This is a genomic window from Microbulbifer maximicatervae (SeqCode) (assembly GCF_056232625.1).
The window spans coordinates 2535635-2559922 of sequence record NZ_CP174324.1; the positions used below are offsets into that span (position 1 = coordinate 2535635).

Here is a 24288-nt window from a genome sequence, read left to right on the forward strand (position 1 = left end):
TTGCGCGCCTCGCCAGCTAGTATTCAAAAGGGTTCAGTTTTTTGTGGGATATCACAGTGCGCCTTTTTGCTACCTCTCTGTTTCTTTTTTTAATTACCGGCCAGGCAATTGCTGCTGAGCTGGAACCTTTCAAAGCCACCTACGCCGCCCGATTTAATGGGATCAGCATTACCGCCACTCGGGAATTGTCCGGACAGGACGGCAACTGGCGCCTGGACTTCGATAGCAGCGCCCTTTTTGCCAGCATTAAAGAGTACTCTCGCTTTACCAGCCAGGATGGCCATATCACCCCCCAACATTACGAATATCGCCGCAAAGGCCTTGGTCGAAATCGCGCCACGGTGCTTAATTTCGAACCGTCAAAAGGTATGATCTTTAACGTCCATAATCCGGAGCGGGATCTCAAAGACGCCCCACCCAATATTCTTGACAAGGTGAGCTATCAAATCCAACTGGCACTCGATGTCGCCGCTGGAAAAACAGACCTTCAATACAAAGTTGCCGACGGCAAAAAAATTCGCGACTACAAATTCAGTCAAGTTGGCACTGAAACCCTAAAAACACCTCTGGGTCCGGTGGAGACAATTAAAGTCGCTCGAGTGAGAGATAAAGACTCAGGAAGAGAGACAACTGTCTGGATCGCACCGCAATGGAACTACGCTTTGGTGAAACTTATCCAAAGAGAAGAAAATGGCAAAAGGTATCAAATCAACCTGACAAATTTATCCATCAACGGCGAAAAAGTCGCTGCCAGCCAATAAATGGCCACATTTTCGACTGATGAAAAAAAATCCGTCGACTTGGATAGATTTTTGTCCCCATTGTCTTTATAAAGTCACTCCTCTCCCTCACTAGGGCAATGACGTATTGCTAGACTTTTTAGTAAGGGATTTGCTACGGAAGTGGAAGGTACTTATATAAGTCTAAAGGCCTTCCTGCCATGGCAGAGTTTTTTCCAACCTGTTTATGGCTTTCAGTAATCAGCAGACTTAGAGATGGGTTCTCATGAATAAAAAATACCTGCGACACGCAGTTCTGGCCGCAGCTATCAGCTCCGTTTCCCAAGGCGCTATGGCTGCAGGTTTCTACTTGCAGGAAACCAGTGCAACAGGCCTTGGCCGCGCATTTGCTGCCGAAAACACTATCGGCGACAACGCTGCAATTCTGGCGCGCAACCCAGCCGGTTCAGCTCTATTCAATACTTACACCATTTCTCTTGGTGCGACTTACGTTGATCCCGAAATCGATGTTGATGGTGATGTCACCTACTATGTCGGCAGTGAGGAAACTGGCTACCTGGGATTCGAAACTCCCGCGAGCGCCAAAGACTACGCCACCAGCGCAGTAATCCCCAACGGCTACCTGGCCGCCCCCATCAATGATGAGTGGTCCTGGGGCCTGGCCATGTACACCGACTTTGGCCTGGAAACTGATTTCCCGGATAACTTCCCCGCAACTACGATCGCTAACAAAACCTCTCTGCTGACTGTAAACATCCAGCCATCTGTTGCTTACGATTTTAACGATCAATTCAGCATTGGCCTGGCAGCGAATATTTTCTACGTTGATGCAGAACTGAACACCACCTTCCCCGATGACTTCCTGATCGGTGACGTTGTAGCACCCGCCTTTGGATTTAACCCCTCCGGCGCCACCGTGTTGGACGTAAAAGGGGATGCCTGGGATCTGAGCTGGACCATCGGCGGCCTGTGGCGCATCAGCGACAACACTCGCGCAGGTATTTCTTACCACGCTAAGTACGACCCCAAAATTAAGGGTGAAGTAAGCTCCGACATCGCTCCGAGCCCGCTGGATTCATTTGACGATACTTCCGGCAACCTGACCCTGAACCTGCCTGACACCCTGGAACTGGGCTTCTACCACCGCTTCAACAATAACTGGGGTGTGGCAGTAGGCTACATGTGGACCAACTGGGACCGTTTCGAGCGCCTCGAAGCCTTTATCCCCTCCGCTGGTGAAGACTACAACCCGCTTCTGCTGAAAGAAGAAAACTTCCAAAGCGGCTCTCGTTTCAGTATCGGTGGTGAATACTACCGCAATGACGAGTGGACCTTCCGCTTTGGTTACGCTTACGATCAAGGCGCTGCCCGCGACGGCTTGAACCGCCATGAAACCGAAGAACTCTCAGAACTGGTAGACGAAGACCTTCCGATTACCTGGCGTACCCTGTCTATTCCCGACACTGATCGCCAGTGGCTGACTGTTGGCGGCACCTACTCACTAACTGACAAACTCACTGTTGATGGCGCTTTCGCCTACATCTGGGGTGATGACGAAGTTATCCAGGAAGCTAACAACATTAACGACTCCCTGATTACCTACTTCGATGGTGGCACCACCAAAACCGAAGCTTACCTGTTCAGCTTGGCTCTGAATTACCAGTTCTAAGTCACCTTAGATCTGATGAAAAGAAGGCTCTACCTCTGGTAGGGCCTTTTTTATTTCCAGCTATTATCCTCCTCACCTAAGCCTCCATTAACCCCACAACAATCCACTCCCCAGAAAACTCCCCCTCATCCCCAATCCAAATACCACCAAAGCGTTAACACTGAAAAAAAGGGTTAGATATCTCCATCTTTAAATTTGATATAAGGAACGTCAAATCCTAAAACCAGATGAGTTTGCAAAATCATATTTCCTAACAACGTATTTAAATTATTTATTTTTGCTCAATCAATGGAATTCGGAGCTTATTTGTTTAACTTATCAATATTGTTCAAAATCGCCTTATTCAGAAAGCAGCCCCTATAAGCTCACATCACTGTTACTCAAGGATCTCTGAATAACTCCGTAATACCTCTGCGACCTCTCATTAACCGAGAGGGCTCACGCATGCATTGCAAACATCAAACCCACTTAAATTGTGAAGTAAGTCAAACTACAAGAGTAAAATCATGAAGTTGTCAGCAGTATTTATCTTGTTAATTTTAAGCCTGGATGTCGCAGCCTTCTCTATGGGGGATGCCATCAATACGGCTGGTCGACAAAGAATGCTATCCCAACGCATCACCCAGACTTACATCTTGCGCGGCATTCAACCGGATGCAGAGCGCCACGAAAAGGTATTTGCCCGATCAATTCACGAATTTAAAAAGAATCACGAGAAACTAAATAATTTTCATGGCGCAGAAAAGATCAGGGATCAACTTGTTAAAGTTGAAAGAGAATGGAAAGCGTTTGAGTCTGTCGCCTCACAACCCGTCAATAAACAAAGCGCCAGCGAATTATTTCAGCGCAGCAACTCCCTTCTTTCTGCTGCCCACACCTATGTGGTCCAACTCCAACAAGTCGCCAATCACAACAGCGCCGAGCTCATTAATATCGCCGGCCGCCAGCGTATGCTCTCCCAGAGAATCGCCAAGAACTACGCTGCTAAACTTTGGGAAGTATCCTTGGATGATGCCGAAACCGGGTTGCAGGAAGATCTCTCCGAATACTCCAACCGACTGAACCAACTATTGGAAAGCCCCCTCAATACACCAGAGATCAATGACAACCTGCGCAAGGCAAAAGATCACCTGAGTTATGCCAGCCGGGGGTTTGAGGGAGATATGAAAATATCTGAAAAACGCCAGATACAGGTAATCACCGGCACCACTGATCTGATGCTACGCAATATGAACATCGTTACTGAACAATATGCTGAGTTATTAAATTCAGGGGAGTAGGGATGAGAACAGACATTGAATTCAGGCCCAGCACCGAAGAAATCCTCCATAAACTGGCAACCCCTGAGTTCCAAGCTCTCAATCAGCAAGCGAATGACGAATCCATTAAGCGCATGAAGCAGGCTGTGCCGATTTTGATTGGGATAGGCAAAGCCAGTGACAACATCCCTGGAATGCGAAAAAATTTAGTCCTGCATGCCGGTCCCCCAATAACCTGGCAGCGGGCATCTGGACCGTTAAAAGGCGCAATCATTGCCGGTCTGATTTATGAAGGCCTGGCTAAAAATAAAGTTGAAGCGGAGCGGGTTATGGAGGAAGGCCGGGTTGATCTTGAGCCTTGCCATAACCACAATGCGGTCGGGCCCATGGCTGGCATTATTACCCATTCAATGTCTGTGTATATTGTCGAAGATAAGCTATCCGGCAATCGGGCTTATTCCAACCTTAGTGATGATCGCGCCGATTACCGCGGTAGCTCTATTCGCTTTGGCGTGTATGACAAAGAGGCCATCGATTACCTTCGTTGGATAGAGGACGAAATTGCCCCCGTACTAAATCAAGCAATCCAAGATGAAGGCGGAATTGATTTTGTACCTATAATTGGCCGGAGTCTCCTTATGGGAGACGACTGCCATGTAATGACTAATGCCGCCACACTGATTTTCTCCAGAATTTTAATGCCAGGAGTTATTCGGGCCAGTAAAAAGCGAAAAGATATTGAAAGGATTACCAACCAAATCTACAAGGATGAGACATTCCCGTTAAATCCAATCATGGCCACCTGCAAGGTTATTTCCGATGCCGGCAGCGGTATTCCTCACAGCAGTATTATTACAACCATGGCTCGCAACGGGACGGAATTTGGTATTCAAGTTTCAGGGTTGGACAAGGCCTGGTTTACCGGTTTGGCCGGGGTTGGCCATGGACTATTAATGCCAGGAATCACTCCCGCAGATGTCAACCGGGATATGGGAGACAGCGCCATCACAGAGACTATGGGTTTTGGCGGCACCCAGAAAATATTCTCGGGAACATACCAAGATAACATCGACAACATACTGAAAATGTATGATGTGTGCCACGCTGAGAGCGACTTTGTGGTTACTCCAGGCATAGAGGGTAGAGGTGCTCCATTTGGATTCGACCTGCTTAAAATTATCAGAACCGGCACAACACCAACCATCAACTCTGGCTTGGCCCACAAAGATATGAACCGCTATCAAGTCGGTACCGGGTCTCTGCACCCCCCGCTGGAAGCATTTTTAAATGCTGCTGCCAGCTTTCTAAATTCTGAGGAAGAGCAACCCCCTGTCCACTAACAACTGAGCCTCACAACTAATAATATTCAAGAGTTCATAATTCACGTGAGCATAAAACAGAAAAAGGGGCTAAGCCCCTTTTTCTAATACCGACAAACTAAAAGCTCAGATTACCAACCGCACTGACGCCCTTGGTTCTGCTCTTCCAGGTACGCCATCAGCGGCTGGAAGTAATCGATAATGGCGGAAGCATCCAGGTCGCGCTGACCGGTGAGCGCTTCCATAGCATCCGGCCAGGGCTTGCTTGCACCCATTGCCAACATAGCGCGCAGCTTCTTACCAGCCTCATCATTCTGGTAGATGGAGCAGCGGTGCAGCGGTCCGGTTTCACCAGCGGCTTCACACAGCGCGCGGTGGAATTGGAACTGCTGGATACGCGCCAGGAAGTAGCGAGCGTAAGGCGTATTACCGGGGATATGGTACTTGGCACCCGGATCGAAGTTCTCTTCGGAGCGCTCTACCGGAGCGGCAATGCCCTGGTAATCTTCACGCAGCTTCCACCAGGCCTTGTTGTAGTCTTCCGGCTTCACCTCACCGTTGAATACTTGCCAGCGCCACTTATCAACGAGCAGACCAAATGGCAGGAAGGCAATCTTATCCAGCGCCTGCTGCATCAGGTAACCGATATCTTTACTCTCATCCGGCACCTCATTCATCAAACCGATTTCCTTCAGGTACTTCGGTGTGATGGAAAGCGCGATGGTATCGCCAACAGCTTCGTGGAAACCGTCGTTAGCGCCATTTTTATAGAGGAAAGGCTGATCTTTATAGATGCGCTGGTAGAAGTTGTGGCCCAACTCGTGGTGGATGGTAACCAGGTCTTCACCCGTTTTATTGATACACATCTTGATGCGAAGGTCGTCCTGCCCGTCCATATTCCAGGCGCTGGCATGACAAACCACATCGCGATCGCGAGGCTGGGTGAACTGGGAGCGCTCCCAGAAAGTTTCCGGTAGAGGCTTAAAGCCCAGGGAGGTGAAGAACTTCTCCCCGACTTTAACCATGTCTTTTTCACTCATGCCGGAATCAACCACCAGCTGAGTCAGATCATAGGGGGCCTGCATGTCGTCGTCTTTGACGATGTCGTAGACGTTACCCCACTCCTGGGCCCACATATTACCCAGCAAGTGTGCAGGAATCTTACCCTGAGCCGGCACTACGTCATCGCCATAATGCTCATTCAACTTGGCGCGAACATGGCAGTGCAAAGCTTCGTACAACGGCTTCACTTTACCCCACTGGGTATCCATATCCTCAGCAAAGGCATCCGGGGCCATATCATATTTGGAGCGCCAGAAAACACTCAGGTTGTCATAACCCAGCTCTTTGGTACCCGCATTACCGATCTCCACCTGGCGCTCATACAGAGGCTTCATAGGAGGAGAAACTTTACGCCATCCAACCCACAGATCCTTGAGTAATTCAGGATCGCGATTGGTTGCCATCACCTGCCCCATCTCGGTCAGGGTGTAGCACTTTTCTTCACCGCCATCTTCGCGGCAGTATTTACCGGCACCGTACATGCCCTGCATTTTTGAGCCAATTTGCGCCAACTCAGAAGTTAGTGCCGGATCTTTCGGCGCCGGGAATACCAACCCCTGCTTCAACATGGTCAACTGGCGACGGGTATCCGGGTCCAGGTCCAAGTCGTTAAATTTGGCGGCCTCTGAAGCCAGCTCCACGGCCAGGGTGGTGTATCGCTCTGAAGCCAAAGCTTCTACGTATTGGGAATCAATATTGATATAGGTAGAAGCAAGCCAAGCGGCATGGCTTGCCTCTTGTCCCATTTTTTCCATGCGAGCCTGGGCATCTTTTAAGAAAGCTTGCGCATCTTTGACTGTCAGCTGGGAATTATCAGCTGGGCTTTCCGCAGTCGCCTGGGCTACACCAACCGGTTTTACCGCTTGCTGCCCACTGTCACAGGCAGACAGTGCAACGGCAACCGCTATCGAGAGAGCAACTTTTTTCATTTTCTCCTCAAGAATCATTTTTAGATCTGCTTATAGTTGACGCCGTTTATAGCATAAGCCCCACACGATCAGCGACGGCAAGGCCGAAGATCGAGCCAGATCGACACAAAATCCCCTTTTATATCGTCTTTGCGGGAAAAAATTTGGTGAGGGAAAGAGCAAAAACCCAGGACACGGTCGAGCAAAACACTCTCAACGGGGATTTTTCAGGGGATGATTTTTGAAACAAAGAAGGGAGAGATTGGAGGCAGCCCAACCAGCAACACCCTCGGCACATGATACCACTGCTACCGTTGCTCCCTTCCGGGCCTGGCGGAGTTCACAGCTGCTCATTGCGAGGGGACCGGGAGGGCCGCCACAACGATCTTCGGTGCCAGTGCATCCGAAGAGGGCGCGATTATAGAGGCATAAACGAATAAGATCCAGCCCTATTAACAGGTTATAATAAACGACTACTATCTCACCCCCTGCAAAGAGTTACTCATGCACTTGTTTGTCGATAATTTAACCAACGTTGACTTCAGCTACCTCGACTCAAAACGAGGCATCGTAGGCGAGACCTGGCTGGCAAACGCAGCCCTCGATGGCGCCTTGGATGAACAGGGGATGGTTTGCGACTTTGGCATAGTGAAAAAGACCCTGAGGCATTGGCTGGATGATCAAGTCGACCACCGCCTCTTGGTACCTACCCGCTCACCCCAACTGACCCTGGAGCACAGTGGAGACCAGGTTAACCTGACCTGGCTACTGGAAAACGGGGCCTCTATTAAAGTGTCAGGTCCGGAACAAGCTTTTGCCTTAGTGGACGCCGAGGTAATTACTCCTGAGAGCGTCGCCGTCTGGTGTGTCCAGCAGCTGGCCAGCCACTTCCCCGATAGCGTGGAGAAGCTCAAGCTCAGCTTCCACTGTGAAGTCATTGAAGATGCTTTCTACCACTACAGCCATGGCCTGAAAAAACACCTTGGCAACTGCCAGCGTATCGCCCATGGACACCGTTCACGTATTCAGGTCATGACGGGTGGCCAACGCGATACAGAGCTGGAAAAGTACTGGGCTGAGCGCTGGGAAGATATCTACCTGGGCACTCGCGAGGATCTGGTTTCAACAACTGCCGATGATCGCGGTGAGGATATCCATAACTTTGCTTACAGTGCACAACAGGGAAACTTCACCCTGTCCATCCCTGCCAAAGTTTGTGAAATTCTTGACTGTGATACCACGGTGGAGCAGTTGGCCCAATATATCGCCAACACCCTGGCGGCTAAAGAGCCTGGGAAAGCGATTACCGTAAGAGCCTACGAAGGTATTGGCAAAGGCGCGATTGCTTCAGCTCAAACCAGCTAGCCCAGCCCCATAGCACCGACACCGTTATAAATTGAAGTACCAAGGCGCCCGACTTTGAACCTGATTGTTTTACAAAAGCACGACTTTATTAGTCCCAATCGCGTCCGCCTGAGTGGACGCCAGCTGGAGCATATCACCAAGGTTCACAGAGCAGCGCCGGGACAACAACTGCGTGTCGGACTGCTCGACGGGCAAATAGGTAGTGGCGAGATTGTTACGCTCGACGAGAAGTGCGTTGAGCTTGAGGTGGCATTCGCAATCGATCCGCCCCAGCCATTACCTCTCACACTTATTTTGGCCCTGCCTCGACCCAAAATGCTCAAGCGGGTTATCCAGCACCTGACTGCACTCGGAGTCAAAAAACTGGTTTTAATTAATAGTTACCGGGTCGAAAAGTCTTACTGGCAAACCCCTTGGTTGCAGGAAGACAAACTCTTTGAGCAATGCCTGCTCGGACTCGAGCAGGCTGTCGATACACAAATGCCGGAAATTCTGTTGCGCAAACGCTTTAAACCGTTTGTCGAAGACGAACTCCCTTCCCTCTCCAGCGACTCTCGTAAACTGGTGGCTCATCCAGTAGGGGGAACGGCTTGCCCTGTGGACATAAAGCAACCGACCACTTTAGCCATTGGCCCTGAAGGCGGCTTTATCAGCTATGAAGTCGAGAAGCTCCAGGAAGCAGGCTTTCAATCCGTTCACCTGGGTCCACGTATTTTGCGGGTAGAAACTGCACTGCCAGTACTAATTAGCCGGTTATTTCCCGCGTTTTAAATTATCGGACTTTACGAGGCTCTGCTGCATATCCACAGGAGCCTCTGAGTACTTACCCGACGTATTGCTTTTTAAGCTTTTACGAAAGCTTAACTACCCATACCTCAATTGTTCAAATAACCCCCAGTAAAGTTACCTATCTCTTGCGATGAGACAGTTGCACAATTCAGCAATCAATATTTCATCAATTTGTCACAATTAAGTCATATTTTGCGCCCTCGTTTTACCACCTTACGGTCGAATTACTATGAGCGTATTCTTAAGCCGGCTAAAGCAAACCCTTACCTTACTTCTTATTGGGGGGGCCCTGGCTGCTGCAACTTCCACAGCCCAGACCCGCTTCCCTCCCGACACATCGGGCCTGCTTTTTACTTTACATGGCTCCAACACTGTCGGCGCAAAGCTGGCGCCCAATCTGGTGAGCGATTACCTCGAAGCCCGTGGTGGCAGTAATCTCGAGATTATCCCTTTAGGGAAAGAAAATGAGGTTCGAGTGCAAGGAGACCTCGGTGGTAAAAAAATATATGTCGATATTGCGGCACACGGTTCGAGCACCGGATTTAAAGGCCTTGAACGTTCCCAGGCCAATATCGCCATGGCTTCGCGACCAATAAAAGATACTGAGCACGCAGCCCTAAGTCGCTTTGGAGATATGCGCGGCCAAAGTGCAGAACATGTTATTGCCATCGATGGCCTGGCTATTATTGTTCACCCTCAAAACCCCATCAGCCAATTAACCCTGCAACAAATAGCAGCAATATTTTCCGGAAAAATTACCGACTGGTCTGAAGTCGGCGGGCAGAAAGGTCGCATCAAAGTTCTCGCGAGAGATAATCAGTCCGGTACCTGGGATACGTTTAAAAGCTTGGTACTTGGAAAAAAGCACTCCCTTATTGCCAATGCAAAACGCTTCGAATCGAATGATCAATTGTCGGACCGTGTTTCGGCAAACCCCAACAGTATTGGATTTGTGGGCTTGGCATCTATTCGACGGGCCAAGGCAGTGTCAGTATCCGATCAGAACACCCAACCACAAGCTCCAGAGCATCTGACAATTGCAACTGAAGACTACCCCCTTTCCCGCCGCCTTTTTCTCTATACCGCTGCTTACGGTTTAAAACCCGTCACCGAAGAGTTCCTGCACTTTGTACAGAGTGAGCAGGGGCAGGAGCAGGTAAAGGCCACTGGGTTTGTCGCGCAGACGCCGATCGGTGTAAAACCTGAAGCCAACCGGGATGGGCCCAGCGAATACCTGAAATTAACGGAAAATGCCGAGCGCCTGAGTATTAACTTCCGTTTCTCTGAAGGCAGTGCCTCTTTAGATAACAAGGCAAAACAGGATATACAGCGCCTTGTCCGCTTTATGCAAAAGCCTGAGAACAGCCACAAACGACTGCTATTGATCGGGTTTGGCGATGAGAAAGTCAGTGAGGGGCGTTCAATCGTTTTATCAAAACTACGCGCAGTTACCGTTCGCTCCGCACTCAGGGATCACCAGATTAATACAGCACCGGTTCAGGGCTTTGGTGCCTATCTGCCGGTAGCCTCCAACAGCTCCAGTTCAAAGATAAAAAATCGCCGGGTAGAAATCTGGGTTATTTAACCCTAGCCCTAAACCCCTCTCCCCCGTGAGGCGACAAGGAAGTCCCTCAGCATCCTTTTTTCTTTTCCTCCTCCCCTTCCCCAGTTTTTCCCTAAACAACAAGTCCAGCTTTCTCCAAAGCATAAATAACGCGCATAAAAAAGCCGCGTAAATACGCGGCTATCAATTAGTGGCTATGCCACCAGGTCTCACAGAGAGGAACGCAAAGAGCGCTCCGGGGGAAACTTCCCAACAACAAGCGCGTTACCGCTTATTTACAATGCGGCCGCCCGCAGGCGGCCACCGGGACAATTAAGCTACAGCGTCTTCCGCTACTGCTTGTTTTTGCAGAGCCAATTTGGGATCTACAAACTCGTAACCCAATACATCGGCTACGGCTTGGTAGGTCACCATGCCAGCGTGAACATTCAGGCCTTCCAGCAAGTTGGAATCGTCCAACAGTGCCTGCTTGGCGCCTTTGTTTGCCAGGGCTACCGCGTAAGGCAGGGTGGCATTGTTCAGGGCCATAGTAGAGGTGCGAGCTACACCGCCGGGCATGTTGGCAACACAGTAGTGAACCACACCATCAACTACGTAAGTAGGCTCTTGGTGAGTAGTCGCCTTGGAAGTCTCGAAACAACCGCCCTGGTCAATAGCAACGTCAGCTACAACTGCGCCTTTCTTCATGCGGCTGATAATGTCACGGGTCAGCAGTTTGGGGGCTGCCGCGCCAGGAATCAGAACCGCACCAACAACCAGGTCAGCTTCCAGTGCGTGCTTTTCAATAGCATCGTTAGTGGAGTACTCAGTGCGAACCGCACCACCGAAAATATCGTCCAGCTGACGCAGACGCGGCAGAGAGCGGTCGAGGATAGTAACGTCAGCACCCATACCCAGGGCCATCTTCGCTGCGTTAGTACCAACAACACCACCACCGATAATCAGGACTTTAGCGGGAGCTACACCGGGAACACCGCCGAGCAGTACGCCGAGACCACCCTGGGCTTTTTCCAGGTGGTGGGCACCGCACTGTACAGACATACGACCGGCAACTTCAGACATAGGCGCCAGCAGAGGCAGGCCACCGAAGCGGTCGGTTACAGTTTCATAAGCGATGCAGGTAGCGCCGGACTTAACCAGCAGCTCAGTTTGTTTGGGGTCTGGAGCCAGGTGCAGATAGGTGTACAGAACCTGCCCAGGGCGCAGCATTTCGCACTCGTGGGGCTGGGGCTCTTTTACCTTGACGATCATATCGGCAGTGGCAAAAATCTCTTCCGGAGTATCGATAATCTTGGCGCCGGCTTGAACGTACATCTCATCGGGGAAACCAATAGCGGCACCACCATCCTTCTGTACGATCACTTCGTGACCGTGGCCAACCAGTTCGCGAACACTCGACGGCGTCAGGCCAATACGATACTCGTGGTTCTTAATCTCTTTAGGGACGCCAATCAACATTTTCCTTCTCCTCGCTCTGTGCGCTCGGTACTGCCTTAATCAAATAGGAGTACCTAATTTCTATGTTTTCCCCAGTATAAGAACAGATAAGAAGTGGATATTTAGCAGATTTTTGATAAAACTAGTGGAATCCACTACACAACCTGTCGGCAAGTCTACTTTTTGACCATGTCGACCAATTCGGAGTCAGCAGTTATGCGCAAACGTGCGGGAGAGCTAAGCACTATCGACCGGAACATATTGCGTGTTCTACAAAAGAATGGACGAACCAGCTATGCAGAGCTGGCCCGACAGGTAGGTCTGACCGCGACCCCCTGTGTCGAACGGGTCAAACGCCTGGAAAGTGACAATGTTATTCAGGGCTACACCGCCCTGATCAACCCGGAGTACCTCGATGCTGCCCTGGTAGTTTTTGTGCAGATCAGACTGAATCGATCCGCACAGGACGCCTTCGAGGAATTTCGCAACGCCGTGGCCGCCCTGCCGGAAGTGCAGGAGTGTTACCTGGTATCGGGGAATTTCGATTACCTGATCAAAGCCCGGGTGGCGGATATGAGTGCCTACCGCAAGTTCTACGGTGAAACGCTTTTGACACTGCCGGAGGTGCAGGAGTGCACCAGCTATGTGGTGATGGAAGAAGTTAAAGAGACACTGGAAGTACCGGTTCACTACAACCGATAGCAGGATAGATCGATGAGTGGCCACAGCCACTCATCTGCATAAACCGGCAATCAGTATTGAATGCCCAGTTTCCGGTAAATAAAACCAATCACCCAGGCTGGGCCGATCAACAGGAATTGTAAGTCCTTAAAGAAAGAGGGTTTCTTGCCTTCGATATGGTGGCCAATGAATTGGAACACCCACATGATCACAAATAGGGCCAGTGCCGTCTGCCAGATGGGCACCCCCAGCCGCTCCAATACCGACCAAGCCCACAAACACAGAACCGTTAATCCCGTCATTCCCAGGGCAATGGGAAACGACATCGCGAAATAAAACAGAAGAATCGGGATTGTCACCACGACAGCCCAGTTCAGCCATGGAATTGTCGCCATAAATTCCGGCTGCGGAACTGCCCACAAAAGTCCGGCCACAGTTGCATAAATTACGGGAACAGCAATCCAATGAATGGATTTGTTGATCGGATTCTGATGACTCTCACCATACTCGGAAAACCACTGCTGGGCACTGCGCATGACAATCTCCTCATTCTTATATTGTTATTGTCAGAGCAATAATAATCCCCAACCCATGGATATCAATCAATGGCCGAAAATACCACGAGGCCTACAAAACGTGGCTTTTAGCGCCTAACGTAGGCATCCAACTGGGATAGATAGAGATCCGCCATCGATTTATCGAAACAACAGAATACAACCTGCTGCGGCGCCCCCTCCTTCTCCTGAAATTGCTGCACCTGCTCTACAGCCACCTCTACGGCCAGCTCCGGGGGGTAGTCGTAAACGCCACAACTGATCGCCGGAAAAGCAATCGAGCGCATATTTTCGCGCCGAGCCAATGCCAGGCAGTGCCGATAACAGCTGGAGAGCAGCTCGGGCTCACCCAAACTGCCGCCGCGCCAAACAGGCCCAACCGTGTGGTAGATACGTTTTACGGGAATGGAATAAGCGCCAGTGGCGCGCACTTCACCAACAGGACAACCGCCCAAACTGCGGCAGGCCTCCAGTAGATTGGGCCCCGCTGCGCGGTGTATGGCCCCATCGACACCACCGCCTCCCAAGAGACGGCTGTTGGCAGCATTGACGATTACATCGACGTGCAATCGAGTGATATCACCGAGATGAACTTTGATCACTCAGCATCTCCAACCGCTATTTGAATAATTGCTGCGGATGGAAATCCATTTCACTTCACAACAGTCGCACCTTTGCCAGAGATGCGTCCCTAGCGCGGCTGGTCTGTCTCGGCCCGAGCGAGTCGCTCGGGCTCAAGTCCTGCCCTGCCCCCTCAACCAAGCAACTTGCGGTGCTGTGAGGCAACGGCTTCCGGGCACTTCGTCAGCGCGCTCACTAACACGATAGCAGCTGAAGAGAAAACAAAACCCGGCAACAGCTCATAAACATCAAAAATGCCACCGGAGAGTTGCTCCCACACCACAACGGTGAGGCCGCCAACGATAACACCGGCAATAGCACCACTACCGGTCATACGGGACCAGTAGAGACTGATCAACAACGCCGGGCCAAAGGCAGCGCCCAGACCAGCCCAGGCGTAACTCACCACATCCAGAACCTTGGAATCCGGGTCCATCGCAATCCACACAGCCACCAGTGATAAAGCAACCACCGCCCAGCGCCCCACTTTCACCATGGCTTCCGGAGTGGTCTCACGACCAAACCAAACGTGGTAAATATCCTCCGCCAGCGCAGCCGAGGACACCAACAGCTGGGAGTCTGCCGTACTCATAATGGCAGATAGAATCGCCGCCAAAAGAACACCGGCAACTAGCGGATGGAACAGCACCTGCACCATTTCCATAAACACAGTTTCGCCATCTGGCAGGCTCTGCTGGATTTCCAGGTGGGCAAACAGGCCTACCGCCATTGCACCCAAGAAACCGGCCAGGGACCAAACCGCCGCCACTGTCGCCGCAACCGGAATATCGTTAGGGCTGCGCACCGCCATAAATCGCGCCAAGATATGCGGCTGGCCGAAGTAGCCCAGTCCCCACGCAAGGGAACTGAGTATCGCCACCAGGCTTAAGGTTTGCCCGGTGTTATCGGTCATCCAATGGGTCAGCTGTGGCATCTCCGTTTGCAGGCGAGTCCAGCTGGCAGAAAAACCACCCTGGTCAGAAATAACAACGAGAGGCACCGCAATCAGCGCCGCACTCATCAGCAGTCCCTGGAACACATCGGTCCAGGACACCGCCAAAAACCCGCCAAACAGGGTGTAAGAAATAACAGCAACCGCACCGATAATCACCGCCCAGCGATAATCCCAGCCAAACACCGTTTCAAACAATTTGCCGCCGGCAATCAGGCCCGAAGCCACATAGAAAAGGAAAAATAGAAGGATGAATATCGCGCAGACGGTGCGCAGATAGGGGTGCCCCATCTTAAACCGACGATCCAGATAAGCTGGCACCGTCAGGGAGTCGTCGAGCTCATAGGTGTAGATGCGCAGGCGCCGGCCCATTGTCACCCAGCTCAGAACGATGCCGGAGAAAAGGCCGATTGCGATCCAACCGGCGGAGAGCCCCGCTGCATAGGCCGCGCCAGGCAAACCCAGAAGCAGCCAGCCACTCATATCCGAGGCTCCGGCAGACAGGGCCGCCACTGCCGGCGGCAGGGAACGGCCGCCGAGGAAATAGTCGCTGGCATTTTTTGTACGCATGTAGGCGTAAATACCGATAACAACAATCAACGCCAAATAGGCGACAAAAGTAAGGGCGATCAGCCACTCGGCGGCCATAAGGGATTCCTTCTGATCAAAGTGGGGTGGTACTTGGCGCGGGAATAGTCTGCGTTTTCCTGCTCAATTTTTCAGCGCATTGAGCTATGGAAAGAGCACCACCTAAAAATTGTTATGTTTATTGCGCGTAAATCTACCCATAAGGTGGCGCCGACTCAATCAGCAAACTACATATATGTTGGATACAACTACAGAAAAAAAGACAACACTATGGGCATTTGTCTGGACGAGCTCCGACTCCAGGTTATCCGTCCAACCCTCAAGCACTTGAGAGCCTGGAGCCAGGGCATGGAGAATCTCCTTCTGGGAACCGCCGCCCAGGAGTCGCAATTGGGCTTCCACCTCAAACAGGGACGGCGCCACGGGCTGGGTATTTACCAAATCCAGCCCCACACCCACCGGGAAATCTGGGATCACTACCTGATCGATCACCCAAGCCTCGCCTCAAAAGTGCGGGGGCTGGCGAGCCAGCGGGATTTTCTCGATCACCCCCACAGCGAACTGACCACCAACCTGCGTTATGCCACAGCCATCGCCTGGCTGATTTACAGGTCGGCTGAGGTGCACAAGATCCAGGAGGAGGAAACCTCAGACGTGGCCAATATGGCGCGCCTCTGGCATCAGCATTTTCACCATGGACCCAGTGCCAGCCCCCGGGACTTTGAATGCAGTTACGCGCAACTGGTCAGCGGTGCAGATCCTACAGATTCAGCGCCTCGATATACTGGGGCTCCACTTCCTGAGCATCCTCAGGCTCCCAAGAATTCACCTGGCGCTGGATTGAATGGTCAGGACGCTCGACAGCCGACGGCGTAGAGCGATCCAGTTCCAGACTCTCAAAATCGTAGAGGTCCCTGTCCGCCAATTGTGACGGGGACACCCGGGTAATCGCGGCGAAAATATTCTCGCTGCGGCCTGGGAATTTCTTATCCCACTCCCGCACCATCTGCTTGATCGCCTGGCGCTGAAGGTTCTCCTGGCTGCCGCACAGGTTGCAGGGAATAATCGGGAACTGCTTGTACTCGGCGTACTGGGCGATGTCCTCTTCGCGGCAATAGGCGAGCGGACGGATCACGATATTGCGGCCATCGTCGGCGCGCAGTTTGGGCGGCATCGCCTTGAGGCGACCACCGTAAAACATATTCAGGAAAAGGGTCTCGACGATATCGTCTTTGTGATGGCCCAGTGCCACCTTAGTGGCGCCAATTTCTTCAGCAAAGCCATACAGGGTGCCACGGCGCAGACGGGAGCAGAGCCCGCAGGTGGTCTTGCCCTCAGGCACCACTTCCTTCACTACCGAGTAGGTATCTTTCTCGACAATATGGTGGGGAACACCCAGGGATTGCAGGTATTCCGGCAGGATATGCTCGGGGAAGCCCGGCTGTTTCTGGTCCATATTGACCGCCACCAGTTCAAAGTTAACCGGCGCTGTCCTCTGCAAATTCAGCAGAACGTCCAGCATGGCATAGGAATCCTTACCGCCGGACAAACAGACCATAATCTTGTCGCCCTCTTCAATCATGTTGAAGTCGGCGATGGCGCGGCCCACATGGCGGCGCAGGCGCTTTTGCAGCTTATTAAACTCGAGCCGCTCGCGGCGGTTTTCCAATTCGGGCATGGTGTCTCTCTAACTCATTCGCGACCAGTGACCGGGCCCAGAGTACCGGCACAAAACCTTAAACTTTGGGACCAGAGCCAGGCTTTCCTGTTCCTGGGGGCGCGATTGTACGCATTTCGATCACGGAGTACACGACTCACCAGCCGCCTTCTCCCCCAACAGGGACTTCACGCAGGGCCAGACATGATCCAGCAGGGCCGGCTGCGCCTTGGCGGTGGGGTGGATACCGTCGGATTGCATAGCGCCCTGCTCCAGGGCCACGGTTTCCAACAGGAAAGGCACCAGAGCGACCTCTTCGGCCTTGGCCACTTTGGGGAATACAGCGGCAAAAGCCTCGGTATAGGCGCGGCCGTAGTTCGGTGGGATACGCATCCCCAACAGCAGGACTTCGGCCCCGGAATCTTTAGCCAGCTTGACCATCTGCTGCAAATTGCGCTGCAAACTCTGGGGTGGGTAGCCGCGCAAACCGTCGTTACCCCCCAACTCGACAATCAGCCACTGGGGATTGTGCTCTTCCATCAAACGCGGCAGCCGGGTCAGGCCGCCTGCGGAGGTCTCCCCACTGATGCTGGCATTGACCACCTTCACCAGGCGCCCCTTCTCCTGCAAGCGCTCTTGCAACAGATTGACCCAGCCCAGCTCCTCATCGATACCGTAGGCCGCACTTATGCTATCCCCTAATACGAGCAGAGTGCCGGGCTTGTTGGCACTCAGTGCCAGATTGGGGACCGACAGCATCAGCACCAAGCCGAACCGAGTCAGTAACTGCCGAAAAAAGGCTGTTGTCATGTCATACTCTCCAAAAATCTCGCGTATCCGCAAAGGGAATACAGTATGTCCGCCATTCTCACGGCAGAAAACCTCTATCACAGGGTCTCCACCAGCGAAGGGCCACTGACCCTATTAAACAATATCTCCCTGAAAGTCGCCCGTGGCGAGAGCCTCGCTGTGACAGGGGCCTCAGGTTCCGGCAAGTCCACCCTGCTCGGCCTGCTGGCGGGATTGGACAAACCCACCGAGGGCAAGATCTGGCTGGCGGGCGACGAGATCACCGCCATGGACGAAGAGCAGCGCGCAGCAGTTCGCGCCCGCTGCGTGGGCTTTGTATTCCAGACGTTCCAACTGCTACCCGGCCTTACCGCCCTGGAAAATGTGATGCTACCGAGCGAATTGCGCGGTGAGCGGGGCGCTGCCAAGCGGGCGGAAGAGTTCCTCGCCCGGGTGGGCCTGGAACAGCGACTGCGCCACTATCCGCGCCAGTTATCCGGCGGTGAGCAACAGCGGGTGGCCATTGCCCGGGCCTTTGCCAGCTTTAGCAGCAAAGATGCCATCCTCTTTGCCGACGAACCCACCGGCAGCCTCGACGCCGGCAACGGCGCCAAAATTATCGACCTGCTGTTTAAACTCAACGAAGAGTCTGATACCACCCTGGTGCTGGTGACTCACGAACAGCGACTGGCAGAGCGCTGTGCCTCCCACCTGCATATGTCGGCCGGTGCCGTAGATACCTACGCTCCCCTTATCGACGGGGACAACCTGTCGGAGGTGTCCGCCTGATGCTGCCACTCAGACTGCTGTTCAGGGACTGGCGCGGTGGCGAGCTGGCGCTAATTGCCTCGGCCCTGGTTTTGGCTGTTACCTGTGTCACTGCTATCGCCCATTTCACCGACCGCCTTACCCGCGCCATGGAGCAGCAATCCCTCACCTTCCTGGCCGCAGAACGGGTACTGCGCAGCAGCAAACCCGTGGATAGCGCATGGCTGGAGGAAGCCGACAAAAAGGGATTGGAACAGGGCCAGATAGTCCAGTTTTCCTCCATGATCTCCGCCAACGACCAGTTCCAGTTTGTCTCGGTCAAAGCCGTCGATAAAGGCTATCCATTGGTGGGGCAACTGGAAATCAGCAAATCCCCGGAAGGCCCAGGGGAAGTGGCACCGCATGGACCTCCCCCGGGAGAAGCCTGGGTGGAGTCCCGCCTTCTACCTTTGATGGGAATCCAGCTCGGCGATCCCATCGCCCTCGGCGACACCCAGTTAAAAGTGACAGCCATACTGGAGCGGGAACCCGACCGGGGTACCAGCCTGTTTGATATGGGGGCGCGAGTATTAGCCAATACCGCCGACCTGCCCGCCTCAGGTGTAATCCAGCCCGGCAGCCGTGTGCGCTACCGCTACCTGTTTGCCGGTGATGACCAAGTCCTGAAGGACTACTTTGACTGGCTCAAACCTCAGCTCACTGAACACCAGCGGATCTTGGACCTGCGCGAAGGCCAGCCCCGGGTTGCCTCAGCCCTGGATAGAGCCGAGTCCTTCCTGTTTCTCGCCGCCAGCCTGGCCGTACTTCTCGCCAGCGTCGCCGTCGGCCTGGCAGCCAGACGCTACGGACTACGCCACGGCGCTTACGTAGCCGTAATGAAAAGCCTCGGCGCCGGGCGTAACAAAATTCTCGGCATCTACCTGGGACAGCTGGCCGCTCTCACCCTGATTGCCACCGCTATCGGTCTGGCACTGGGCACCTTTATCCAGAGCCAGGCGGTCAACCTGATGGAAGGATTCTTCCCGGTTCAACCCCCGGCCACCAGCTGGAGCCCACTGCTGATTGGACTCGCCACCGGCCTCGCCTGCGCCCTGGGCTTCGCCCTGCCGCCGCTGTTCCGTTTGGCGCGCACAGACCCGATGCAAACCCTGCGGCACGACTGGAGCAATCCGGACAGACGCGAATGGCTCGGGCTGATTCTCGGCCCCAGCGCCATGTTGCTTCTGATCTGGTGGCTTTCCGGCAGCCTGCTAATGACGCTGGCCTTATTTGTCGGCATGCTCCTGTTGGTAGCGGGCAGCGCCCTGGTCAACCGACTCCTGGTGCGCGGTAAGTTGGCCTCCCTCGGGGGCGCCTGGCGTATTGCCCTGGGCAGCCTGCAACGCCGCGCCGCGTTTAACACCCTATTGATTGCCGCTTTTGGCACCGGATTATTGGCCATGCTGGCCATGGTCTTTGCCCGCACCGCCCTGGTGGATGAATGGCGAATGCAATTGCCGGAAAAAGCCCCCAACCACTTCCTCCTGAATATCGCCCCCCACGATGTTCCAACCATGGAAAATATGCTGGCAGAGGGCGAGGTAAGCAGCACCGAGTTTTATCCCATGGTGCGCGGCCGTTTAGTGGCGATTAACGGCGTCTCGATAAAAGAGAAAAAAGATCGTCCCGGCGGCGTTCGGCGGGAATTGAACCTGAGCTACACCGACACCCTCGCACCAGATAACCGCATCTTGGAAGGCGAGTGGTGGGACAAGGCCAGCGAAGGTGTTTCCGTAGAAGTGGAGCTGGCAGCCCAGCTGGAACTATCACTGGGAGATCAGTTGCGCTTTTCCATCGGTGGCCTCGAAGTAGAAGCCCCGGTAGCCAGCTTCCGCTCGTTGGACTGGAACAGCATGCGCCCCAATTTCTATATGATATTTGCGCCGGGCACTATCGATGATTTCCCGGCTACCTATATCACCAGTTTTTACCTCCCACCGGAGGACAAGTTGCTGGTCAACGATCTGGTTCGCGCCTTTCCCAGCGTCAGCGTGATAGAGCTGGATAAGATCATCCAGCGTATCCGCGACACCATTAACCAGGTGTCCTTTGCCATCGAATCGGTTATGGCCCTGATGCTGGTGGCCGGGGTCTTGGTATTAATTGCCGGGGTCCGCGCCAGTATCGCCGAGCGATTGCAGGAAGCGGCAATTATCCGCACACTAGGAGGCCGCAGGCGCTTGTTACTGAGAAGCCTGATACTGGAATTTGGCCTACTAGGTTTTGCCGCCGGTTTGCTCGCGGCTATCGGTGCTGAAGCCACCTTGGCTGTGCTGTCTTATTGGGTCTTTGAACTGCCGGTGATATTGCACCCAGTCCTTTGGCTAACCGGACCACTCACCGGTGCAGTACTGGTTGGCACCGCCGGTACCCTAGCCTGTTACAGCTCGATCAGCCAGCCCCCGCTCAGGGTATTGCGCGAACTGGCCTAACTGATGAATGTCGGCTCTTAAGAATAAAGATGTAGTTTTTATGGACCTGGATTTCGATCGCAAACATATTTGGCACCCCTACTCCTCCCTGATCGACCCGCCGCCAGTATACCCTGTAGCGCGGGCCGAAGGGGTACGTATTTACCTGGAAGACGGGCGCGGCCTGATCGACGGTATGTCCTCCTGGTGGAGCGCCCTGCACGGCTACAATGTGCCCGAGCTAAACCAAGCCATGCGCGATCAGATGGACAAGATGTCCCACGTGATGTTCGGGGGTTTAACTCACGAACCGGCGATCGAGCTGTGCAAGAAATTAGTGGAAATCACTCCAGCTGGCCTCAACCGGGTATTTCTTGCTGACTCCGGTTCAGTGTCTGTGGAAGTGGCTATCAAGATGGCCGTGCAATACTGGCACTCCCATGGCAAGCCCGAAAAGAACCGCCTGCTGGCCCTGCGCAACGGTTACCACGGTGATACTTTCGGGGCCATGGCCACCTGTGACCCAGTCACCGGAATGCATCATTTGTTTGCTGAGCATCTGAACCAGCACCAGTTTGCACCCGCTCCGCAAACACCCTTTGGCAGTACCTGTAGTGACAGTGATATCGCTGAACTGCGTCAGCAAGTGGAAGAGAACCGCGATCAACTGGCTGCGATTATTTTAGAGCCCATCGTCCAGGGCGCTGGCGGCATGCGTTTTTATTCTGCCGATTATTTGCGCCGGGTGCGCGAACTCTGCGACGAGCACGACGTACTGCTAATCGCCGATGAAATCGCCACAGGTTTTGGCCGTAGCGGCAAAATGTTTGCCTGTGAGCACGCCGATATCACCCCCGATATCCTCACCCTGGGCAAAGCTCTCACCGGCGGCACCATGACCCTCGCCGCCGCCCTCTGTACCGATAAAGTGGCCGAAGGTATTTGCCAGGGAGAAGCCGGTGTGTTTATGCACGGCCCCACTTTTATGGGTAACCCCCTGGCTTGTTCCGTCGCTAACGCCAGTATCCAATTGTTACTCAACAGCCCTTGGCAGGAGCGAGTAACTACGATCGAACAGCAGCTGACCGAACAGCTAGCCCCGTTAAAATCCGCATCGGGTGTCGCTGATGTTCGAGCCCTTGGAGCAATTGGCGTGGTGGAAATGCGCGAGCCGGTAAATACGGCCAAAGTGCAGGAAGCCCTAATCGAACGCGGAGTTTGGCTGCGCCCCTTCGGCAAACTGGTCTACGCCATGCCGCCCTATGTGATTTCGAAGGAAGACCTCAGCCAATTAATTTCGGCGATGGTTGATGTACTGGGAGAGATTTCCTAGCCTCCGTACCAATTAGTTTGTGAAGCCGGTCTCAATAATCCCGAACTAACCGACTCATCCTATAAATAACCCTCTCTTTGCTAACGCGAAGAGAGGGTTAACAGATCAAATTCCATAACACGGAGGCGCCTCTTCCGGACTAAAAACCTCCGTTGCCCCTCCCCTGTGCATCCTTTCCAGATTCAATTTTCTTATTCCTTACAAATTTCGATCAGCTTGATAGCAATTTTTACGCGAAGTGTTTTGAGCACCTAAAAATTCCTGTATCATGAATGTTAATGATAGTTATCCTCATTTACGATAGCGATCAAAGTGGCCAGAATGATCACTGATAAATGTTAGGCATTCACCTCGCCCGATCAATGCCTTATCAACCCTTAGCGTTTGGGCGTTAGAGAGGAAAAATGAGAACTTTAATTGCGTTACTTTTTGCTGTTACTTTTGCTACCACTGCTCAAGCTAGCCCCGCATCAGACGAAAAGCCGATCCAACATCTCAAAGTAGCGGACGTTACTTCTATGAAGGATGCCAAGAAGATTTTCATTGAGAAAACAGCAGAAATTAAAAGCAAGCAAAAGCTGAACCCTGCTGAGCTTCACCAGATTCATGTCATCACCTACACCCTCGAAAAAAGTGTTGAGTACTTCGCTGAAAACCTGAAAGGTGAAAGACAGAAGCTTGCAAAAGACATCGCCGTTGTTGTGGAGAACATCCACATTAATTCCGAAAACAACCGCCCAGAAAAAACCCGCAAGGATCTGAATCACTACTTTAAATTAGCAGAAAAGTTTGAAGCTGGATTTAAGCATAAACATCACTAATACAGAGCATTCCCGAGCTTAACCAGCGGCCTTAATCGCAGCGATTGGCTCGACTGAAAGCGCTAACTAACAGTAGTTAGCGCTTTCATAGCAACACCACCCCGCCACAATCTCGATCAACTTCTCAACGATTCCCACTGCCCAGATTTCCTTCCTGTCTGATCCGCACATAAATCTCCTCGCGGTGTACGGGCAGAGATTTTGGAGCAATTATTCCTATCTTTACCTGATTGCCCTTAACTTCTAATACAGTGATTGAGACATTCGCTCCAATCCATAAGTTTTCGCCTGTACGGCGCTTTAAGATCAACATATTTTTTCCTACTGATACTTAAACCATGGGTAGGCCTTCCACAAAAGGAAAGCTTGAATAGAAATGTTTTGAGTAACTACGAGGAGGTGCGCGAGAACGGTAGGCATAGAAAAAGAAAAGGCAGACGCAACGCCCCCAGGGCCTGGGGAATCTCTCCAAGCCGCTGATTGTGCTCCACTTTATTGAAGACGAGCGGGTTTCTAGCGTACTATGCATATAGCCATCTTGATAGGACTGTTATCAATTTGGTTAGCTGGCCCCAGGTGTTCCAGCACCTTGGGTCAGCGCCTTTTACTTATTCTTAGTTCACGCTACCGTTCTCCTTTTAAGGGGTGGTCTTTAAAAATTCTTGATTCTCTCGATACTCTTAAACCGAGCTGCTTTGATTGTTGCCTTTAGATGGCTTCTTAATCGCGGCCAAAATACCAATAAATATCTATCAATTTTACGTGGCTTTGACACTAAAACAATCCTAATAAAATCTAATAAGATTATTTTGGTGCCTATATTTTTTTACCTGTTGAGATATGTTGATGGGCAACATAATTGCAGCTGCTTTTGAATACACTGATTAGAATCTGAAGAGAGCCCTCAATGTAGGGGATCGCACCCTATATAAAGGGTAGGCGAAGACAGCTTTAGGTCGGCT

At 52.5% G+C, this 24288-nt stretch carries 21 protein-coding genes and 1 other RNA gene; 13 read left to right on the forward strand and 9 right to left on the reverse strand.

From position 1 onward, the window contains the following. Nucleotides 1–56 precede the first annotated feature (56 nt). The 4 genes from ACJJI6_RS10990 (at nt 57) to ACJJI6_RS11005 (ending at nt 5008) form a co-directional block, all read left to right on the forward strand. Nucleotides 57–761, forward strand: coding sequence for a DUF3108 domain-containing protein (locus ACJJI6_RS10990; protein ID WP_282931679.1), 705 nt, complete (start codon nt 57–59; stop codon nt 759–761). Between the two features lie 244 nt (nt 762–1005). Further along, nucleotides 1006–2409: an OmpP1/FadL family transporter gene (locus tag ACJJI6_RS10995; protein WP_444927016.1), complete on the forward strand. Its 1404-nt coding sequence runs from the start codon at nt 1006–1008 to the stop codon at nt 2407–2409. A gap of 506 nt (nt 2410–2915) precedes the next feature. Further along, nucleotides 2916–3689 carry a type IV pili methyl-accepting chemotaxis transducer N-terminal domain-containing protein gene (locus ACJJI6_RS11000; RefSeq protein ID WP_475713399.1) on the forward strand — a complete coding sequence of 258 codons (774 nt, stop codon included), beginning with the start codon at nt 2916–2918 and terminating at the stop codon, nt 3687–3689. A gap of 2 nt (nt 3690–3691) precedes the next feature. Continuing rightward, nucleotides 3692–5008 carry a YlbE family protein gene (locus ACJJI6_RS11005; protein ID WP_475713400.1) on the forward strand — a complete coding sequence of 439 codons (1317 nt, stop codon included), beginning with the start codon at nt 3692–3694 and terminating at the stop codon, nt 5006–5008. Between the two features lie 110 nt (nt 5009–5118). On the opposite strand, the gene ACJJI6_RS11010 is transcribed toward ACJJI6_RS11005, so the two are convergent. Together ACJJI6_RS11010 and ffs are read right to left on the reverse strand one after the other, a co-directional pair. After that, complete coding sequence (locus ACJJI6_RS11010) at nt 5119–6978, reverse strand: M2 family metallopeptidase (RefSeq protein WP_282931675.1); 1860 nt, start codon at nt 6976–6978, stop codon at nt 5119–5121. 251 nt (nt 6979–7229) lie between these two features. Continuing rightward, nucleotides 7230–7327, reverse strand: an RNA gene (ffs, locus tag ACJJI6_RS11015) — signal recognition particle sRNA small type. A gap of 134 nt (nt 7328–7461) precedes the next feature. On the opposite strand from ffs, the gene ACJJI6_RS11020 reads away from it, so the two are divergent. The 3 genes from ACJJI6_RS11020 (at nt 7462) to ACJJI6_RS11030 (ending at nt 10696) form a co-directional block, all read left to right on the forward strand. Continuing rightward, complete coding sequence (locus ACJJI6_RS11020) at nt 7462–8322, forward strand: 6-carboxytetrahydropterin synthase (protein WP_282931674.1); 861 nt, start codon at nt 7462–7464, stop codon at nt 8320–8322. A gap of 54 nt (nt 8323–8376) precedes the next feature. Next, nucleotides 8377–9093, forward strand: coding sequence for a 16S rRNA (uracil(1498)-N(3))-methyltransferase (locus tag ACJJI6_RS11025; RefSeq protein WP_413664784.1), 717 nt, complete (start codon nt 8377–8379; stop codon nt 9091–9093). Between the two features lie 247 nt (nt 9094–9340). Then, nucleotides 9341–10696 carry a substrate-binding domain-containing protein gene (locus ACJJI6_RS11030; protein WP_475713401.1) on the forward strand — a complete coding sequence of 452 codons (1356 nt, stop codon included), beginning with the start codon at nt 9341–9343 and terminating at the stop codon, nt 10694–10696. Nucleotides 10697–10987: 291 nt separating this feature from the next. Here ACJJI6_RS11030 and ald read toward each other — a convergent pair whose 3' ends face one another. Beyond that, on the reverse strand, nt 10988–12133 hold the full coding sequence (gene ald, locus ACJJI6_RS11035) for an alanine dehydrogenase (RefSeq protein WP_282931671.1): 1146 nt from the start codon (nt 12131–12133) through the stop codon (nt 10988–10990). A 195-nt stretch (nt 12134–12328) separates the two neighbouring features. On the opposite strand from ald, the gene ACJJI6_RS11040 reads away from it, so the two are divergent. Further along, nucleotides 12329–12814 carry an Lrp/AsnC ligand binding domain-containing protein gene (locus ACJJI6_RS11040; protein ID WP_282931670.1) on the forward strand — a complete coding sequence of 162 codons (486 nt, stop codon included), beginning with the start codon at nt 12329–12331 and terminating at the stop codon, nt 12812–12814. A 50-nt stretch (nt 12815–12864) separates the two neighbouring features. Here ACJJI6_RS11040 and ACJJI6_RS11045 read toward each other — a convergent pair whose 3' ends face one another. From ACJJI6_RS11045 to putP, 3 genes are all read right to left on the reverse strand, one after another. Beyond that, on the reverse strand, nt 12865–13329 hold the full coding sequence (locus ACJJI6_RS11045; RefSeq protein WP_108732210.1) for an Mpo1 family 2-hydroxy fatty acid dioxygenase: 465 nt from the start codon (nt 13327–13329) through the stop codon (nt 12865–12867). A 107-nt stretch (nt 13330–13436) separates the two neighbouring features. Further along, nucleotides 13437–13949, reverse strand: coding sequence for an O-acetyl-ADP-ribose deacetylase (locus ACJJI6_RS11050; RefSeq protein ID WP_413664781.1), 513 nt, complete (start codon nt 13947–13949; stop codon nt 13437–13439). A gap of 152 nt (nt 13950–14101) precedes the next feature. Beyond that, a complete protein-coding gene (gene putP, locus ACJJI6_RS11055) occupies nt 14102–15568 on the reverse strand; it encodes a sodium/proline symporter PutP (RefSeq protein ID WP_282931667.1) in 1467 nt (488 codons plus the stop codon). 210 nt (nt 15569–15778) lie between these two features. Here putP and ACJJI6_RS11060 point away from each other — a divergent pair, with 210 nt between their 5' ends. Then, nucleotides 15779–16384 (forward strand): hypothetical protein, encoded by a 606-nt coding sequence (locus ACJJI6_RS11060; RefSeq protein WP_475713402.1) that lies wholly within the window; start codon nt 15779–15781, stop codon nt 16382–16384. On the opposite strand, the gene ttcA is transcribed toward ACJJI6_RS11060, so the two are convergent. Together ttcA and ACJJI6_RS11070 are read right to left on the reverse strand one after the other, a co-directional pair. Further along, entirely contained in the window at nt 16269–17186 is a 918-nt protein-coding gene (ttcA, locus tag ACJJI6_RS11065) for a tRNA 2-thiocytidine(32) synthetase TtcA (RefSeq protein ID WP_444912358.1), read from the reverse strand. The two genes, ACJJI6_RS11060 and ttcA, sit on opposite strands and share 116 nt — an antisense overlap. A 120-nt stretch (nt 17187–17306) precedes the next feature. After that, nucleotides 17307–17975 (reverse strand): arylesterase, encoded by a 669-nt coding sequence (locus tag ACJJI6_RS11070; RefSeq protein WP_445363564.1) that lies wholly within the window; start codon nt 17973–17975, stop codon nt 17307–17309. A gap of 45 nt (nt 17976–18020) precedes the next feature. Here ACJJI6_RS11070 and ACJJI6_RS11075 point away from each other — a divergent pair, with 45 nt between their 5' ends. The 4 genes from ACJJI6_RS11075 (at nt 18021) to ACJJI6_RS11090 (ending at nt 23326) form a co-directional block, all read left to right on the forward strand. Further along, nucleotides 18021–18743 carry an ABC transporter ATP-binding protein gene (locus tag ACJJI6_RS11075; protein ID WP_444894675.1) on the forward strand — a complete coding sequence of 241 codons (723 nt, stop codon included), beginning with the start codon at nt 18021–18023 and terminating at the stop codon, nt 18741–18743. Then, entirely contained in the window at nt 18743–21193 is a 2451-nt protein-coding gene (locus tag ACJJI6_RS11080) for an ABC transporter permease (protein WP_475713403.1), read from the forward strand. The genes ACJJI6_RS11075 and ACJJI6_RS11080 overlap by 1 nt, the downstream gene beginning before the upstream one ends. A 7-nt stretch (nt 21194–21200) precedes the next feature. Next, nucleotides 21201–22505: an adenosylmethionine--8-amino-7-oxononanoate transaminase gene (bioA, locus tag ACJJI6_RS11085; RefSeq protein ID WP_475713404.1), complete on the forward strand. Its 1305-nt coding sequence runs from the start codon at nt 21201–21203 to the stop codon at nt 22503–22505. Between the two features lie 404 nt (nt 22506–22909). Then, a complete protein-coding gene (locus ACJJI6_RS11090) occupies nt 22910–23326 on the forward strand; it encodes a DUF6746 family protein (protein WP_413664776.1) in 417 nt (138 codons plus the stop codon). A 124-nt stretch (nt 23327–23450) separates the two neighbouring features. On the opposite strand, the gene csrA is transcribed toward ACJJI6_RS11090, so the two are convergent. After that, complete coding sequence (gene csrA / locus ACJJI6_RS11095; protein ID WP_445359604.1) at nt 23451–23639, reverse strand: carbon storage regulator CsrA; 189 nt, start codon at nt 23637–23639, stop codon at nt 23451–23453. Nucleotides 23640–24288 lie beyond the last annotated feature (649 nt).